Here is a 16,689-nt window from a genome sequence, read left to right as displayed (position 1 = left end):
CGGATGAGAACATTGTAAGGCGGCCGGTTATCCGAAGCCGGCAGAAAGCCTCTCTTTCGCCTTCATGGCGAAAGGCACGCTGTGCCGGCGAGGTCTGAGACCCGGTGCCGGATGACCCCAAGGCCTGGAGCGCGACCAAGACATCCGTGAGTTTGAAAGAGGTCTAGCGCTTCCAGGTGAACGACAGCGCAGCCGCGTCTTCGTTGAAGCTGACCCCTTCGGCCTGGGCTTCGCGGCGCAGGTAGGAGAGGGAGACGTCGGCGTCGCCGATGCGGTAGCCGACGCCGGCCTGGGCGTCGCCGACGATGATGCGGTCCTGCAGGTGGAAACGGCCCGAGGAGAGGCGGTCCATGCTGTCGGGGGCGTAGGTCAGCGCTTCGGCATCGGCGCCGGCGAACAGATACCACGTATCGGTCTTGTAGTCGGAGCCGCGGCGCAGGTCCTCGCCGATTTCGACCACGGCGCCGACCAGCGCGGAGCTGCTATGGTCGTCGAAGCGGAAGCTGGCGCGGGGTCTCAGCACCAGATCGATGCCGTCATCCTTCTTGGCCGTGATGTATTCCGACACACCGAGCGAAAGACGCTCGGACCGGCGCTCGCACCGGTCCGCGCCGGTCAGGCAGGTGGGATCGGACAGATCCAGCTTGAACAGGGTGGAGCCGACTGCATCGACCGGCAGGTCGAGCGGGGCGATGGAGAACGAATCCAGCCCGTCCAGATCGGTGACGGATCTGAAGGCCGGATCGGACAGGTTGAGCGAAAGCGGCGGCATTTCCGCGACCGGATCCGCATTCTGCGCATGAGCGGGAGCGGCCAGGGCAAGCAGGACAGGCACGGCAAGAGCAGCCGTCGCGGCGCGTCGCACCCCGGAACGGATCCGGCGAGCGGGTCCGGCATTCCTCGAGGGATCGTTGGACATGGCCAACATCGTCAATCCTCTACCCTTCGCGTCCGGGCGGCGAACATGCCGGGCCGGTACAGTGTCCCTAAGCCTCCGGAACGCGGAACGGTTCCCGCGAAAGGACACATTCCATAGTCCGGAGAAACATCGTGTTTTGCAACTGCAAGAGTCATTCCAGCCGTTACCTGCGCGCAGTTTGCCATCCGATTGTGGCAATCTTGTCACGGTTTGCCTACCGGAACGCGACAATCCGGTCCAAAGCAAAAGGCCCGGATGGTTAATCCGGGCCTTCATATCCGCTAACCCTGTGCGGGCGCTACTGGCAGGCCAGGCACTCGTCGTAATCGGTCGGAGCGGCCGCTTCCATGGCCTGCTCCATCTCGGATTTCTCCGCCGTCTTGTCCGCCTGGCCGGCGAAGCCCGCGCGTTGCACCGATTTGGAGCGGCAGTAATAGAGCGATTTGACGCCCTTTTCCCAGGCCTGCCAGTGCAGCATGTGCAAGTCCCACTTGTCGATGTTTCCCGGCAGGAAGATGTTGAGCGACTGCGCCTGGCAGATCAGCGGCGCGCGGTCGGCGGCGTGTTCGATGACCCAGCGCTGGTCGATCTCGAACGCGGTCTTGAAGACGTCGCGTTCGTGATCCTCCAGGAAGTCGAGATGGGCGACCGACCCTTCGGCCTCCAGGATCGACGCCCAGATGCCGTCCGTGTTCTTGCCGTGGCGCTCCAGCACGTCTTCCAGGAACTTGTTGCGCACGGTGAACGACCCGGACAGCGTCTTGTGGGTGTAGATGTTGGCCGGGATCGGCTCGATGCCCGCGCTGGTCCCGCCGCAGATGATGGAGATGGATGCGGTCGGCGCCACAGCCATCTTGTGGGAGAAGCGTTCCATCTTGCCCGCGTCAGCCGCATCGGGGCAGGCCCCGCGCTCTTCGGCGAGCTTTCGGCTCGCCGCGTCCGCGCCGGAGCGGATATGGTTGAACAGGCGCATGTTGAGCGACTTGGCCATGCCGCTCTCGAACGCCACGCCCTTTTTCTGCAACAGCGAGTGGAAGCCCATCAGGCCGAGCCCGACGGAGCGTTCGCGCATCGCCGAATAGACGGCGTCGGCCATGCCGTCGGGCGCGCGGTCGATGAAATCCTGCAGGACGTTGTCCAGCATGCGCATGATGTCCTCGATGAAGCCGGGCTCGTCCTTCCAGGCGTCGTACATTTCCGCGTTGATCGAGGACAGGCAGCAGACGGCCGTGCGATCGCGGCCGAACTGGTCCTGGCCGGTGGCCAGCATGATCTCGGCGCACAGATTGGATTGCTGCACCTTCAGGCCGACGTCGCGCTGATGTTCGGCCAGCTGGCGGTTCACCGTGTCGGAGAAGATGAGATAGGGCTCGCCCGTCTGCAGGCGCATCTCGATGATCTTCTGCCACAGGGCGCGGGCCGGAACGGTCTTGATGACCTCCTGCGTCGCCGGGCTGCGCAGGGCGAAGTCCTCGCCGTCGCGCACGGCCTCCATGAACTCGTCCGTGATGTTCAGCCCGTGATGCAGGTTCAGGGACTTGCGGTTGAAATCGCCGGTCGGCTTGCGGATCTCCAGGAACTCCTCGATCTCCGGATGGTGGATGTCGAGATAGACGGCCGCCGAACCGCGGCGCAGCGAGCCCTGGGAAATGGCCAGCGTCAGGCTGTCCATGACGCGGATGAAGGGGATGATGCCGGACGTCTTGCCGGCGCGGCCGATCTTCTCGCCGATGGAGCGAACGCCGCCCCAATAGGTGCCGATGCCGCCGCCGTTCGACGCCAGCCAGACATTCTCGTTCCACGTGCCGACGATCGATTCGAGGCTGTCGTCCACGCTGTTGAGGAAGCAGGAAATCGGCAGGCCGCGCCCCGCCCCGCCATTGGACAGCACGGGCGTGGCGGGCATGAACCAAAGCCGGGACATGTAGTCGTAGAGGCGCTGGGCGTGGGCGTCGTCATCGGCGTAGACGGTCGCGACGCGGCTGAACATGTCTTGGTAGGACTCTTCGGGCAGCAGGTAGCGGTCCACCAGCGTCTTCTTGCCGAAATCGGTCAGCAGCGCGTCGCGCGACCGGTCCTGTTTGGGCGGACGGACATTGCGCACATTCGTCGACGGCTTGGGTTTCTGGCGGGCGCGGGCGGGCGCGGACGGGCTCGCCGTCATGCGGGCGATCGCCTCTCCGGCCATATCGGCGGCCAAGTCGGCAGCCTGTTCCAGTTCCGCCGTGTCCAGATCCTTGCCGAATTCGTCTTCACTCATGATCACGCGCTCTTTCTCCCGTTTTCGGGCCTGATGGATCGGACACTGAACCTGCCCGGTTCCGCAAGGGACCGGACGATCGCCCTTCAAGCCGCGGCGGCGACGATAGGGCTATGTCCGACTACATATAGTGTTCGAAGCCCTGAACACGTCAACACCTTGTAGGGTTCCCCGTGAGAGAACAAGCCTAACAAGTGCTTAATGCTTTGGATTCGCGACGAAGATTTCGCGCAGGCGTCATGTGGATGTCACGAAACCGAAACGGCGCGTCCGGCTAACCGCCTGACTCCATTGATGGAATCGAAACCGGAACGAAACGCGTCGCGTGCCGCGCCATTGTGGACGGGGCTGTATAACTGTTCCGGGTCGGAAACGATGTCGCACCCTGCGGCGATATGGCCGCGCGCGGATCGGTATCGGCAGGCAAGCATCCGCGCTTCTGCGCCCGGGCCGGCGGCTTTGTCTGCAGGCAAGAAAAAGCCCTTCCCGTGAGGGAAGGGCTCGATCGGACGCTATCGCCGCAATCTTGTCCCGACCTAGAAGGTCGCATTCACACCGACGAAGAAGAAGCGGCCGCGCGGGCCGACCGGCCACGCGGTCTGGGTCGCGAACGGCTTCTCGTCGGCGATATTGTTGACCCCGCCATAGATGCGGTAGCGATCGTTCAGCTGATAGCTGGCATTCGCGTCGAAGATGAAGGTCTCGTCGAAGAAGGCATTGTCGCCGTAATTGGTGGTCGACAGGACCGGGTCTCCGATCACCGGCTGGCTGATGACCGTAATGGAGTCCACGCTCTGTTTGGACTGATAGCTCGTCTGGAACTGTGCCGACAGGGGACCGCGCGCCCAGCTCAGTGTGACGTTTCCGCTATATTGCGGCAATCTGATCTCGCGGATGTCGGGATTGACCTCCGAGAAGTTGAGCGGGTTGAAGAAGCGGTCCAGCTTGTCCTGATAGCTCCCGACGAGCGCGATGCCGAAATCGTTGTCGCGCCAGTCGAACCCGTAATTCGCCGAGACGTCGATGCCCGAGGCTTCGAGGCGGGCGAAATTGAGTTCGCCGCTCTGAAGATCCGCAAGACCGCCATCGCCACGACGCTCGAATTGGCCGCAGAACGGCACATTCGGAAAACTCGCGGAATCGAAACACCCTTCCAGAATGACCTGAGAACTGATCGAGCTGATCGCATTGTCAATGTCGATGTCCCAGAAGTCGACCGTCAGGGCGAAGTTTTCGACGAAGCGCGGCTGGAGCACGAAGCCCATGGTGAACGTGTCCGCCGTCTCGACTTCGAGATCGGGATTGCCCCCGGATGTGCCGGTGAAACGCCCTGTCAATGGATTGACCCAGACATATTGCCCATCACCATTCAGGATCTGCGATTGCGGAACGCCGGCAGCCTGCAGTGCGGCAATGCAATTGGCTCGGCGATTGGCCGTGCCGGTATCGACGCGGTTGGGATCGCAAGGATCCTGCGTCGCCGAAATCTGGATCGGCAATTGCGGGTCGAACAGTTCCGACGTGTTCGGCGCCCGGACCGCTTCGGACAAGGTCGCCCGGAAGGCGAGACCGCCGAACGGCGAATATTTGCCGCCGACCGACCAGGTCGTCGTCGAGCCGAGCGTGGAATAGTCGGCATACCGTATGGCGCTGTCCAATGAGAGCTCCTTGAAGACGGGCCTGTCGATCAATATCGGAATGCGCAGTTCGCCGTAAACCTCCCTGACGTTGTAGGACCCGCTGGTGTTGAACTGTTCGTCATTGTCGATGCTGGTGACGGAATTGACGACGCCGTTCGTCACGGCCGTGATGTCGGCTCCGGCATTGGGAGACCCGGCCGGCAAGATACCCAGAACGATCGGATCCAATGTCTGATCGCTCGTTTCGCGGCGATATTCGAAGCCTGTCGCAAAGCCGACCTGGTCGGGCAGAAGGAAGTCGAACAAACCCGTTCGTCCGACGACGCTGGCCGAAAGAACGGTTTGCGTTTGTTCAAATTCGTCCTCGTTGGCGACGTTGATGAAGGACCGGGCCGCATCACTGACGCTGTTCGTGCCGAACGGATTGAGCGGCTGGCACTGACCGTCACCGGGCGTGAACGTGTAGAACCCCGGCGCAAACCCGTTCCTGCCGGAAAAGAAGTCCACGCCGTAGAGCGCCGTCGGATCCACGCTGGAGCGGCAGACGATCTCTCCGTTGGGCCCGCGGACGGCGTCGAACGCTGCGAACTGGCGGTCCAGCAATGTCCGGTTCAACCTGTCGGTCCGTTTGAAGCGGCCATGATTGACCGAGAGGTCGAAAATGCTTCCGCTTTCGTTCTCCCAAGTCAGTCCGCCGACCAGGCGGATCGTTTCGCGTTCGTATTCGATGCCCGTATCGTCGAAATCGACGGGATCCTGTGTCAGCAGGAGCCCGCCCGTCGCATCCGCCACCGGTTGCAGCTGGGCCGGGATGAAGGGGTTGTCCGGTTGGATGAAAAGCGTGTCGTAGAACGTATCCAGTTCGTTGAAGACGAATGTGTTGGCCTGGACGTATTTGCTTTCGAAATAGGCCGTCAAACCCGGCGAAAGTTCGTAGCGTCCGTTCAGGTTCGCAGAGAACGTGTCCGTCTCCGGCAACAATGTATCCCGGTCGCGCGTCACCACGCCGCCGTCTCCACCGGACCCCCATTGACCTCCCGTGACGATCAGGCCGTCTTCGAACAGTCGGACCGAGCCGTCCGGATTGGTGACCCAGCACCCGGCCAGATTGCCGTTCCGCCCCACGAAGGATTCCTGGCAGTCGGCGATGCCGTTATTGTTGAGATCGACATAGGTCACGGCGCGCGCGGCGCCGCCAAATTGACCCGGCGCGATGGATCCGGCCTGCGACGTCAGCCAGAATGTGGGGCGGTCCGTCACCGCCAACCGGCTCGCCTGGCCAGCCCTGTCGATCAGGGCGCGCTCCCGGGCGGTCAGGTCCAGACCGGCCAGGCGAGGATCGCCCGCGGCGGGGATCGCTCCGCCGTAGAACCCGAACAAGGTGTTGAAATTCGGAGTGTCCGCTCCGAGTTCGCCCGGCTGGAACCGCAGCAAGGCGTTTCCTGGAGGTTCGGAGGACGAGATGCCGTTATTGCGCGACCAGTCGCGGTCTCCGGCCCGCAGGATGGAGTCCTCGGTATAGGACAGGGCAAGGGTGACATTGCCGCGGTCATTGTCGAAATTGCGGCCGAAGATACCATCCAGCGTGAAGTTCTCGGCGTCGCCTTCACCCGAAATGCCGGCCCGCGCGTCGAATTCCATCCCATCGAAATCGTCCATGAGAACGAAGTTGACGACACCGGTCACGGCATCCGCGCCGTAGATCGCGGAAGCGCCGCCGGTCGAGACTTCGACGCTTTCGATCAGGGCGCGCGGAATGGATCCCACATCGACGGAGGACGAGCCGCGCACACCCGATACATGGCGGCGGCCATTGACGAGCGTCAGCGTCCGCTCCCCGCCAAGACCGCGCAGATTGAGCGTGCTTTGACCGGTCAGGGAATTCTCGCCGGACAGGGAAGACACCAGGGCGGGAATGTCGTTGACGATTTCCGCGACATTGATCTCCCCGGAGAGACGAAAGGCTTCTTCATCGAGCGCTTGAACCGGTACGGCGCCGATGATGTTCGGATCCTGCGGGATCCGCGAGCCGGTCACGATGACGACGTCTTCTTCGTCGTTGACCTGGGCATGGGCAGGCAGGGCGATAAGCGCGGCGGTGCTGGAAGCGAGTAAGAGAGCTCTGATTGACATGACATCCCCTCGAATGTGTCGGACTTATAAACCTCCCACTCTTGACATTAAACTTGTGTAAGCAAGTCCTTTTCTCGCCATAGCCACTTCGGCAAAAGATTTTGGCGCAAACCTCCATATTATGATCGATCTAGGGTTGAAACTATGCGTTGTTGCACAATCCTTGTGCTGCATGAAGTCTGGCGTGCGACCGGGTGACAGGGACCCGTTCATGCCATAAGCCGGAACCGAACCCGGCGATCCGCCATGGCGGCGCCTGTGCAAGAGGCTGTCCGTGCTGTGAAGATCCTGCTCGTGACCGATGCGTGGCATCCGCAGATGAACGGCGTGGTGCGCACGCTGGACAAGACGGTGACGATCCTGCGTCAGCGCGGACACGAGGTGGAGGTGATCGCCCCGTCCGACGGTTACTGGACCATGCCGCTGCCGACCTATCCGGACATCCGCCTGGCGCCGTTCGCCAAAGGGGACGTGGAGCGGCGCATGGTGGGATTCGCGCCCGAAGCCGTGCATATCGCGACCGAAGGGCCGCTGGGCCAGGCGGCGCGGTCGCTCTGCCTGCGCTGGGGCATGCCGTTCACGACCAGCTACCACACCAAATTCCCCGAATATATCAAGGCGCGCCTGCCGGTCCTGCCCATGGCGGCGACCTACAAATTCGTGCGCGACTTCCATAATAGCGGCGGGCGCACCATGGTGACGACGCCTTCCATGGCCGAATTTCTGGAAAGCAAGGGCTTCACCGGCCTCGGCGTCTGGGCGCGCGGGGTGGAGACGGACCTGTTCCATCCGGACAAGCGGTCCGAACCGGGCAGCGAGACCGATGTGTTCGAGGATCTGCCGCGGCCCGTCTTCGTCAATGTCGGGCGCGTGGCGGTGGAGAAGAACATCGAAGCCTTCCTGGAGCTCGACCTGCCGGGCTCCAAGGTCGTCGTCGGGGACGGGCCGCAGCTGGACGAGCTGAAAAGGCGCTACCCGGGCGTCACCTTCACCGGCGCGAAGTTCGGGGAGGACCTGGCGCGCCACTTCGCGGATGCCGACGTTTTCGTCTTCCCCAGCAAGACCGACACGTTCGGCCTGGTCATCATCGAGGCGATGGCAACCGGCACGCCGGTGGCCGCCTATCCGGTCAGCGGGCCGATCGACATCATTCCGGGATCGAATGCGGGCGTATTGGACGAAGATCTGAAGACCGCCTGCCTCGCCGCGCTGGCGCTGTCGCGGGCCGATGCGCGCGCCCATGCGGAACAGTATAGCTGGGACGCGGCCGCCGACATTTTCTTCGGCCATCTGACCCCGGAATACGAACCCGTCGCGCGCAAGCGCTGGCGGCGCATCCGGCGCCTGGGCAAGATCGCCGGCTCGCCCGCCCATGTCGCCCGCCGCGAAAGCCGCAAGCTCTGGCGGCTGGTCCGCGGCAAGAGCGTGCCGCATTGACCGACAGGACGCTCGGCCAACTCTTCCGCGCCTACCGCCTGAGACCCCGCGTCTTCGCCCTGCCGCTCTCGGCCTTCGCCGCGCTGATCCTGACCAGCCTGCTCGCGCCGGGGCCGTTCCTGGGGGCGGCGACGGCGCTCAACACGGCCATCCTGAACGTTTTCAGCCACGGCTTCACGGTCGCGGCCTTCCTCTTCCTGATGACCTGCGCCTGGGCGGCGCTGTCGCCGCTGGGCCGGGTGCGCATCGGCGGGGCGAAGGCGACGCCGATCCTGTCGCGCTGGAACTGGGCGGCGATCACGCTGACCACGACCGTCGCCATCGGCATCCTGTTCTGGGCGACGGCCGAACCGATCTATCACTTGAGCGAGCCGGGCGGGCTGGACGTCGCGCCTGGCAGCGCGGCGGCGGCCGACTTCGCCCTGTCCTCGCTCTATCTGCATTGGTCGTTCACGCCCTATGCCATCTACACCGTGCCGGGCCTCGCCTTCGCGCTCGCCTATCACAATCTGCGCCTGCCCTTTTCGCTCGCCAGTCCGATTCAGGCTGCGACCGGGCGCGGCCTTCCGGACGGTGTTCGCGACGCGCTCGACGGTTTCGCCCTGCTGGCCCTGCTGTTCGGACTGGCGGCCAGCCTCGGCGCGGGCATCCTGTCGCTGTCCGGCGGGCTGGACCGCATTGCGGGCACCGGCACCGGGCCGGTCGCGACCTTCACGGTCGCGCTGGCCGTCGTCGGCGGGTTCGCGGCCAGTTCGGCCAGCGGGCTGCACCGCGGCATCCGCGTGCTTTCCGACATCAATACGCGTCTGTTCATCGTCGTGCTTGTGTTCGTGTTCGTCGCCGGGCCGACGGGGCGGATCGTGACGACGAGCCTTGAGGCACTGACCAGCTACGCCGGATCCTTCATCCAGCGCTCCCTGCTCCTGCCGCCGCACGACGACATGGATTGGGCCAAGGCCTGGACCGTCTTCTACTGGGCGAACTGGCTGGCCTGGGCGCCGCTCTCGGCCATGTTCCTGGGGCGGATTTCGCGCGGCTACACGGTCCGGGCCTATGTGCTGGTCAACTTGGTGCTGCCGGCGCTGTTTTCCATCGTCTGGATGAGCGTGTTCGGCGGGGTCGCCTTGTCGATCGAGGCGGAACAGGCGGGCCTGCTGTCGGAGCTGCTGCGAGCGGGCGGACCGGAACATCTGCTCTACGAGGTGCTGGGCCAGCTCTGGCTCGGCGGCGTCCTCGTTCTGGCTGTCCTGCTGCTGACCTATCTGTCCTATGTCACGGCCGCCGACTCCAACACCAGCGTGCTGGCGGAGCTGAGCGCGGCACATGAGGACCTCGCCCCCGACGCGCCGCAGCCGCGCCGGCCGGTCGTGAAGATCGTCTATGCGGCCGCCGTCGGCCTGGCGGCCTGGTCGATGGTGAGCCTGTCCGGAATCGACGGCGTCCGCATGCTCTCCAACCTCGGCGGCCTGCCGGCCCTGTTCATCGTCGGAGCGTTCAATCTGGCGCTGATCCGGATGGGAACGAAAGGCTTGAACGCCTTGCGGGAGGCTTGAGCGTCACGTCTCCCGTTTCGGGCGGGCCTGCCCCCATGGCTCCTAGCGCGGGCGTTTCAGATAGAAGATCGTCGGCAGGGTGTTGCCGTTGACGGCGTAGCATTCCCATCCATCCAGTCCGAGCCGGTTGAGGATGTCGGTGCTGGCGTCGCGGATGCTCGCGCCGCTCATGCCCTTGCCGCCTTCGACGATCCTGTATTCCCATCGTTGTTTCATTCCTCGTCTCCATCACCGTTGTCGTTTGGTTTCAGCCGACCGCTCTTTCTCAACGCGTCGCGCAGGACATATTCGATCTGTGCATTGAGCGAGCGCAGCTCGTCGTCGGACCAGCGCCGCATCGCGTCGAGCACGGGGGCGCTGATCCGTAGGGGATATGACTTCTTGTCGGCCACGTCCCGCTAGTAGAGGCTGCCCGTATTCACGACCGGCTGGGTCGCCTTGTCCGAACAGAGCACGACGAGCAGGTTGGACACCATCGTCGCGCGGCGTTCCGCATCAAGATCGATGATGTTCTTGGACTTCAGTTCCGCGAGCGCGTCCTCGACCATGCCGACCGCGCCTTCGACGATCTTCTTGCGCGCGGCGATGATGGCCCCGGCCTGCTGGCGCTGCAACATGGCCCCGGCGATTTCGGGGCTGTAGGCCAAGTGCGAGATGCGGCTCTCGATCACATGGATCCCGGCTTTGGCCAGACGGTCTTGGATTTCGACGCGCAAGCGCTCGGAAATCTCGTCCGGATGGGAGCGCAGGCTGATCTGCCCGTCCTCGTGTTGGTCGTAAGGGTAGCTCGTCGCCATGGCACGGATGGCGGCTTCGCTCTGGATCTGCACGAAGGACTCGTAATTATCGACATTGAAGACGGCTTCGGCCGAATCCGACACTTCCCAGACCACGATGGCCGCGATCTCGATCGGCGAACCGTCCAGCTCATTGACCTTCAGCTTGCCGGACTCGAAGTTGCGCACGCGCTTGGAAACCTTCTTCTTGGTGTAGAAGATGTTGTTCCAGCGCAGGCCCTGCTCATCGACTGTCCCGACATATTTGCCGAACAGGGACAGCACGGCCGACTGGTTCGGCGCGACCGTGTAAAGGCCGGCCAACAGCGTCGCCGCCAGAGCGACGAAGGCGAAGCCCGCGATGATGAGGATGAGCGCATCGTCGCCGATGCCTATAGCGATTTGATAGAGGCCCGCCGCGACCAGAACGAGCAACACAAGCACCATCGGTATGCCTGAAATCGATTTCGTATCCTTTTCCCTTATCTCGACCATATCGTCATTTCCTTTCCTAAACTATGATATCAATATGATATCTTTTTATGGATTGTCGAGATAGTCGAGGTCATTGGCGACATAGCGAATTGATTGATTTGAGAATTTTGGTGACGGCCCTCACGGATTCAGCAGGCAGATGTTCTACTCGCCATGCCCCGAACGCCGGTCAGACAACGATGGCCCAGTATGGGGTCGGCCCTCAGCCCCATCCGTGAAATTCCCCTCATCCCGGATCAGGCCGGTATGAGGACAGGGGATGGATCGTGCCTTCAGTCGCCCAACACCTCTTCCAGGAAGTCTGCCTGGACGCGCTCGTACCAAAGCCGGTTGGACAGCTTGCGCCAGCCATGGCCTTCATCGGGAATGAGAACATAGTCGGCCCGAATGCCGTTGTCGCGAAGCGCACGGACCATCACTTCGGTCTCGTGCTTGTCGATGCGCGGATCCATCGCCCCATGGCTGTAGAGGACCGGCACGCGGATATTGCCGGCCTTGGCTATGGGCGAAATCTCTTCGTAGAAGCGACGCCATTCCGGATCGGCGATGTCGCCATATTCGATCAGGTCGCTGGCCTTGAGAGCGGGGCTGGCCACTTCCAGCGCCGTGACCCAGTCGCCCACGCCGAACAGCGCCACGCCCGCATCGAAGGCGTCGGGATAGTCGGCCAGCACGGCATTGACCATGTAGCCGCCATAGGACCCACCCTGCACGGCGGCGCGCGATGTATCGACGCGCCCGTCCGCGTCCAGCCAGTCCAGCATGTCGACCAGGTCGCGCACACTGTCGAGGCGCTTGCGCTGGTCATCCAGCGTCACATAGGTCCGGCCGAACCCGGTCGAGCCGCGCACGTTGGGCTGGAACACGGCGATGCCGCGCGAGAGCAGATACTGGACCGTGGCGTTGTAGGACGGCCGTGACTGCGCCGTCGGCCCGCCATGGACCATGAAGACCACGGGCGGTTGTCCGGCGACGCCGTCTGGCAGGTAGAGCAATCCCTGCAGCTCGACGCCGTCGCGCGCCGGGATACGCACGGATTGGGGCAAGATCAGCGAGGCCGGATCGAGATCGTCATAGTCGGAGGCGAAAACACGACGCGGCGTCAGACTGTCGAAATCGACGGCGTAGAGATCGCCCGGAATGTTCGACGCGGAAATGCGGACCAGCAAGGTCTCGTCCGTGCAGTCGATCGAATAGACGCCCTGCGGCAGGCCGTCGACATTCTGCTCCACGCCGCCCTGGATGAAGAGCTCCGAAAACCCGTCTCGGTTGAGCGTGTAGGCAATATGGTCGTCGCAAACCTCCAGGCCGTCCACATCGGCGTCGCGTGCGACCAGCTTGCTGGACGATCCGTCGGGCTCCAACGTTTCGATGGCCGCATGTTTACCGCTGCGATTGGTCGCCAGCACGATACGGTCGGTCGTCAGATAATGCACGCCCGCATCGGTGTGGTTGGCCCGCGGGTCCGGATCGGACAGCACGGTGCGCTCGCCCGTTTCCAGATCGAGGACGAACAGCCTGTCGCTGTCCTCGCCGACCGTTTCGCTGATGATGGCGGTGGATCCGTCCGGCGCGACGGCTTGGACGAAATTGCCGTAACGGCCTTCGAACACGAGCGCCGTCTCACCCGTCGCTACATCGGCGGTATGGATATCGTAGTCGAGCCCGTTGCGCTCCGTCGAACTATAGACGACCGTGCCGCCATCGGCCGTGAACCCGCCAAAGGACCGGAAGCCCTGATCGGTCGCGGGCAGGAGCAGGCGCGGCTTCGTCCAACCGTCCCCGTCCGGTTCGACCAGCCAGTAATTCTCCCGTTCGTCGCCATTATTGTCCGCGCCGTAGATCAAGGCTCCCGTCGGCGAGAATTCGAAAAAGGTGATCCCGGAGCCTTCGGAGATCTGTAGCAGCGTCGTTTTCGGATCGTCGGCGGTCGCGTCCATCACGTAGAGCTGGCGCGTGCCGGTCAAAGAGAGGCGCGTGGCGATGGTGCGCCCGTCCGGCGAGAGACGCGACGGCCCGGCTCCGCGCGCCAGGACATAGGGCGCGACATCGCTGTCGAGATCCGCGTCCGACGGTGATGGCTCCATATGGGACAGCGCGGTCGGTTCCGCCGCAACGGCGGCGTCCGGCTTGTCCTGCATGTCCGCGCCGCTCTCCGGCGGCGCCTCCGCGGTGCACGCGGCGGCGAAAAGAGAGGCGCAAAGCAGGGTCCGTATCTTCATGACCCTCTTGCAGCATGCGGAAGGCAGCCATGCAAGGGCGGGACGGCCACAAGGCTTGCCGCGACCGATGGCCGCGACTATGGGGCCGCGCATGTCCGCCTGGTTCGACATGGCCGTTTTCGCGTCCGCCTTTGCGACGCTGTTCGTGATCATCGATCCGCCCGGCTGCGCGCCGATCTTCGCGACACTGACGCAAGGCACGTCGAAGGCGCACCGCCGCGCCATGGCCTACAAGTCGGTCGGCGTCGCGGCCATCATCCTGTTCGGTTTCGCCTTCGTCGGCGAATGGCTGTTCGGCAAGCTGGGCATCAGCCTGGACGCGTTGCGCATCGCCGGCGGGGTCATGCTGTTCATCATCGGGCTGAACATGGTCTTCGAAAAACGCACCGAAAAGCGCGAGGACCGGGCCGAAGACCTGCTGGAAGACATCGGGGATCCCGAAGACATCAGCGTCTTTCCCATGGGAATCCCGATGATCGCCGGACCGGGCACGATGGCGTCCCTGCTGTTGCTGATGAAGGGCGACGATGTCGGTCCGGCCGGCGAGATTTCGGTTCTGGTCGCGCTCTTGACGGTGCTGTTGATCACGCTGGTGAGCTTCCTGCTGGCGGGTGGGTTGATAAAGCTGATGGGCAAGACGTTCACCAATGTGCTGACGCGCGTGCTGGGCGTTCTTCTGGCCACGCTGGCGGCGCAATTCGTGCTCGACGGCATTCAGGGCGCCTTGTTCTAGCTTTTTAACTCCCGACTCCGAATCCGGGCGATGACGACTTGTCGCTGCAACCCTTCGCAGGGGCTTTCCGTTATCCTTTCAACCGGCCGTGCCAGGCCGACAGACAAGGAGACGACAATGACCCCCAACCGCATCGCACCCGATGAACAGACGGCCTATTCGGCCGCCCTGCCCGACAATCCGACGAGTGATTGCGCCGACGGATCCTGCGCCATGCCGCGCAGCCTGTCCAAGGAACTGGGCGATTACGCCGAAGGCGACTATGCGGTCGCGGCCAAAACCAAGGACGCCCCGTCGATGCAGGACAGCCAGTTCAACGCGATCGTCCGGGACGGAATCGCCTAGACCGGCATTACAGGCTTGCAGGACGTGGCAGTCATTTGACCTGCCGCCCGCCTGCCCCCAAGCGGGCGCCATGCGCCCGTTTCTCACTGCTCTCGCCGCCCTCTCGATCGCGGCCTGTACCGCCGCGCCGGACCGCGGCCCCGTCCTGAACGCGCCGCAAGGCCCGGTGCAGGGCATCGTCTCGCCCGGCAATTCCGCCAACGTCAGCTATCAAGGCCTTCCTTACGCCGCCCCACCCGTCGGCAATCTGCGCTGGGCGCCGCCCGCGCCCGCCGCGCATTGGACCGAGATCCGCGACGCGAGCCGGTTCGGGACGCGCTGCATGCAGGCGACCGACGTGGAAGGGGACTTCTTCGACCGGTTGATCGACGGGCACGGCCTGTCCTGGATCAAGAGCGTCGCCATCAAGCGCGTCGTGGCCGCCATGGACCCGCCCCCGGTCAGCGAGGATTGCCTCTATCTGAACGTCCGCGCACCCAAGAAGGCCGAAGACTTGCCGGTCATGGTCTGGATCCATGGCGGCGGGCACCAGTTCGGCTCCGGCGATTTCGACTATTACCAGGCGGACGGCCTGCCGGAGCGCGGGGTGGTTCTGGTCACGATCAATTACCGCCTCGGCGCGTTCGGCTATTTCGCCCACCCGGCCCTATCTGAAGCCGATCCGCGCGGCGTATCGGGCAATTACGGTACGCTGGACCAGATCGCGGCATTGGAATGGGTGCGAGACAATATCGAAGCCTATGGCGGCGACCCGGACCGCGTCACGATCTTCGGCGAAAGCGCAGGCGCCTGGTCCGTCACCGAGTTGATGAGCACACCGATGGCCGACGGCCTATTCCACCGCGCGATCCTGCAATCGGGTGCATCCACCTATCACATGAGCCAGCTGGACGATGACGGTCTGGCAGCAGAGACGGGCTGGCCGTCCGGTCACGCGACGGGCGTCAAGGTCGCGGACGCGCTGGGACTGGACGATCCGACGGCGGCGGAGCTGCGCGCCGTTCCGGCCGACGACATCCAGGCCGTCATCACCGAAGAGATGGCCGACGGCTTTCACCATGTGCGCGACGGCGTGGTCTTCCCGCTCAATGTCGGGAAGGTCTTCGATCAGGGCCGCATCAATGCCGTGCCGATGTTGGCGGGCTATAACGCCGACGAAGGCACACTCTTCTTTCCGAACGATCCGCAGCCGACCGTCTGGCTCGAAACCGTCATACCGGAAGACGCGGACGATACTGCAGACGCGCTGGTCGCAAAGTTCAAGGACGTCTTTCCGACAGGCGCGGAGTCGCTCGTTACCATGTATGGCTTCAACATCGATTTCGAAGAGGCCGGCACGCAGATGATGGGCGACGAGATCTTTGGCGTGAATGTCCGTTTCGCGGCGCGCAAGGTGGCAGACACGGGCGCACCGAGCTGGACCTATTTCTTCTCCCGCGTGCCGCCATCGGAGGACCAGACCGTCGGCGCGTTCCACGCCGCCGAAATCCCCTTCGTGTTCGACAGCCACGAAGCGGTGCTGGGTCTTTCGGAGGATGACGAAGCGCTGACGGAGTTGATGGCGGATTATTGGGCCAGCTTCGCGAAAGACGGCGACCCCAACGGTCCGGGCCTGCCGGACTGGCCGCAGCATGCCGGGGAAAACTGGATGCACTTTTCCGCCAATACGGACCGCCCGGTTGCCGAGGTCGAAACCGACATTCGCGGGAAAAAACTGGATGCGCTTTATGAAGGCTTGCGGATCAAGCTGGATGCGCTGGCGCCCATGACGCCCGCGCAGGACAGTCAGGCCACGACCGAAGCCGTGGCGGAAGAATAGCGCCTAGCTGTCGTAGACGCTGTCCTTGCCGAATTCCTTGGTCAGCAGATAATAGACCACGGCGCGGTATTTGGTCCGCGACTTCTCGGCATACATGTCCATGACCTTCTTCAGGCGGCGGTCCAGATCGTCGCTGTCGTCCAGGCCGAGCTTGCCCATCAGGAAGTTGCGCTTGACGGTTTCGACTTCCTTGGGATCGCTGGCCGCGACGCGCGAGGCGTCGGCATTGTGGATGGACGGGCCTAAGCCCTCGGCCACCTTGCGGATCAGGTCCACGTCGGGCTCCAGGCCCAGCGTGCCTCTGACTTCGTCGATATACTGACCGACCTTTTCGTCGAGCTTGCTCATGATCGTCCT

13 protein-coding genes are annotated in these 16,689 nt (G+C 63.6%); 5 read left to right on the top strand and 8 right to left on the bottom strand.

Annotation, left to right across the window (positions count from 1 at the left end; genetic code table 11):
- Positions 1-163: 163 nt before the first annotated feature.
- The 3 genes from Q0718_RS05205 to Q0718_RS05195 all read right to left on the bottom strand — a co-directional run bounded on the left by Q0718_RS05205 (position 164) and on the right by Q0718_RS05195 (position 6,952).
- Positions 164-919 (bottom strand): hypothetical protein, encoded by a 756-nt coding sequence (locus Q0718_RS05205; protein ID WP_298914514.1) that lies wholly within the window; start codon positions 917-919, stop codon positions 164-166.
- Positions 920-1,217: 298 nt separating this feature from the next.
- On the bottom strand, positions 1,218-3,083 hold the full coding sequence (locus tag Q0718_RS05200) for a ribonucleoside-diphosphate reductase subunit alpha (protein ID WP_366523833.1): 1,866 nt from the start codon (positions 3,081-3,083) through the stop codon (positions 1,218-1,220).
- 632 nt (positions 3,084-3,715) lie between these two features.
- Positions 3,716-6,952, bottom strand: a complete 3,237-nt coding sequence (locus Q0718_RS05195; RefSeq protein ID WP_298914509.1) for a TonB-dependent receptor — start codon at positions 6,950-6,952, stop codon at positions 3,716-3,718.
- Positions 6,953-7,231: 279 nt separating this feature from the next.
- On the opposite strand from Q0718_RS05195, the gene Q0718_RS05190 reads away from it, so the two are divergent.
- Both Q0718_RS05190 and Q0718_RS05185 read left to right on the top strand, forming a co-directional pair.
- Positions 7,232-8,389 (top strand): glycosyltransferase family 1 protein, encoded by a 1,158-nt coding sequence (locus Q0718_RS05190; protein WP_298914506.1) that lies wholly within the window; start codon positions 7,232-7,234, stop codon positions 8,387-8,389.
- A complete protein-coding gene (locus tag Q0718_RS05185) occupies positions 8,386-9,942 on the top strand; it encodes a BCCT family transporter (RefSeq protein WP_298914503.1) in 1,557 nt (518 codons plus the stop codon). The genes Q0718_RS05190 and Q0718_RS05185 overlap by 4 nt, the downstream gene beginning before the upstream one ends.
- A 42-nt stretch (positions 9,943-9,984) precedes the next feature.
- Here Q0718_RS05185 and Q0718_RS05180 read toward each other — a convergent pair whose 3' ends face one another.
- From Q0718_RS05180 to Q0718_RS05165, 4 genes are all read right to left on the bottom strand, one after another.
- Complete coding sequence (locus Q0718_RS05180; RefSeq protein ID WP_298914501.1) at positions 9,985-10,158, bottom strand: DUF4177 domain-containing protein; 174 nt, start codon at positions 10,156-10,158, stop codon at positions 9,985-9,987.
- Positions 10,155-10,334: a DNA-binding protein gene (locus Q0718_RS05175; RefSeq protein ID WP_298914499.1), complete on the bottom strand. Its 180-nt coding sequence runs from the start codon at positions 10,332-10,334 to the stop codon at positions 10,155-10,157. The genes Q0718_RS05180 and Q0718_RS05175 overlap by 4 nt, the downstream gene beginning before the upstream one ends.
- Positions 10,335-10,340: 6 nt before the next feature.
- On the bottom strand, positions 10,341-11,204 hold the full coding sequence (locus tag Q0718_RS05170; RefSeq protein WP_366523832.1) for an SPFH domain-containing protein: 864 nt from the start codon (positions 11,202-11,204) through the stop codon (positions 10,341-10,343).
- Positions 11,205-11,485: 281 nt separating this feature from the next.
- Complete coding sequence (locus tag Q0718_RS05165; protein WP_298914492.1) at positions 11,486-13,435, bottom strand: S9 family peptidase; 1,950 nt, start codon at positions 13,433-13,435, stop codon at positions 11,486-11,488.
- Between the two features lie 91 nt (positions 13,436-13,526).
- Here Q0718_RS05165 and Q0718_RS05160 point away from each other — a divergent pair, with 91 nt between their 5' ends.
- The 3 genes from Q0718_RS05160 to Q0718_RS05150 all read left to right on the top strand — a co-directional run bounded on the left by Q0718_RS05160 (position 13,527) and on the right by Q0718_RS05150 (position 16,332).
- On the top strand, positions 13,527-14,168 hold the full coding sequence (locus Q0718_RS05160; protein ID WP_298914489.1) for a MarC family protein: 642 nt from the start codon (positions 13,527-13,529) through the stop codon (positions 14,166-14,168).
- A 117-nt stretch (positions 14,169-14,285) separates the two neighbouring features.
- Complete coding sequence (locus Q0718_RS05155) at positions 14,286-14,513, top strand: hypothetical protein (RefSeq protein ID WP_298914486.1); 228 nt, start codon at positions 14,286-14,288, stop codon at positions 14,511-14,513.
- Positions 14,514-14,583: 70 nt separating this feature from the next.
- A complete protein-coding gene (locus Q0718_RS05150) occupies positions 14,584-16,332 on the top strand; it encodes a carboxylesterase family protein (protein WP_298914483.1) in 1,749 nt (582 codons plus the stop codon).
- A 3-nt stretch (positions 16,333-16,335) separates the two neighbouring features.
- Here Q0718_RS05150 and Q0718_RS05145 read toward each other — a convergent pair whose 3' ends face one another.
- Positions 16,336-16,680, bottom strand: a complete 345-nt coding sequence (locus Q0718_RS05145; RefSeq protein ID WP_298914481.1) for a DUF2853 family protein — start codon at positions 16,678-16,680, stop codon at positions 16,336-16,338.
- Positions 16,681-16,689: the final 9 nt, after the last annotated feature.

The organism is uncultured Algimonas sp. (assembly GCF_947498175.1).
Taxonomy (GTDB): Bacteria; Pseudomonadota; Alphaproteobacteria; order Caulobacterales; family Maricaulaceae; genus Litorimonas.
The sequence above is the reverse complement of the archived record's forward strand: the minus strand, read 5'-3'. Positions and strand labels throughout refer to the sequence as shown.

Bases quoted from the DNA above. Each gene is read 5' to 3' on its own strand.
- Q0718_RS05205 (WP_298914514.1), bottom strand. From the start codon at position 919: ATGTCCAACGATCCCTCGAGGAATGCCGGACCCGCTCGCCGGATCCGT.
- Q0718_RS05200 (WP_366523833.1), bottom strand. From the start codon at position 3,083: ATGACGGCGAGCCCGTCCGCGCCCGCCCGCGCCCGCCAGAAACCCAAG.
- Q0718_RS05195 (WP_298914509.1), bottom strand. From the start codon at position 6,952: ATGTCAATCAGAGCTCTCTTACTCGCTTCCAGCACCGCCGCGCTTATC.
- Q0718_RS05180 (WP_298914501.1), bottom strand. From the start codon at position 10,158: ATGAAACAACGATGGGAATACAGGATCGTCGAAGGCGGCAAGGGCATG.
- Q0718_RS05165 (WP_298914492.1), bottom strand. From the start codon at position 13,435: ATGAAGATACGGACCCTGCTTTGCGCCTCTCTTTTCGCCGCCGCGTGC.
- Q0718_RS05160 (WP_298914489.1), top strand. From the start codon at position 13,527: ATGTCCGCCTGGTTCGACATGGCCGTTTTCGCGTCCGCCTTTGCGACG.
- Q0718_RS05155 (WP_298914486.1), top strand. From the start codon at position 14,286: ATGACCCCCAACCGCATCGCACCCGATGAACAGACGGCCTATTCGGCC.
- Q0718_RS05150 (WP_298914483.1), top strand. From the start codon at position 14,584: ATGCGCCCGTTTCTCACTGCTCTCGCCGCCCTCTCGATCGCGGCCTGT.
- Q0718_RS05145 (WP_298914481.1), bottom strand. From the start codon at position 16,680: ATGAGCAAGCTCGACGAAAAGGTCGGTCAGTATATCGACGAAGTCAGA.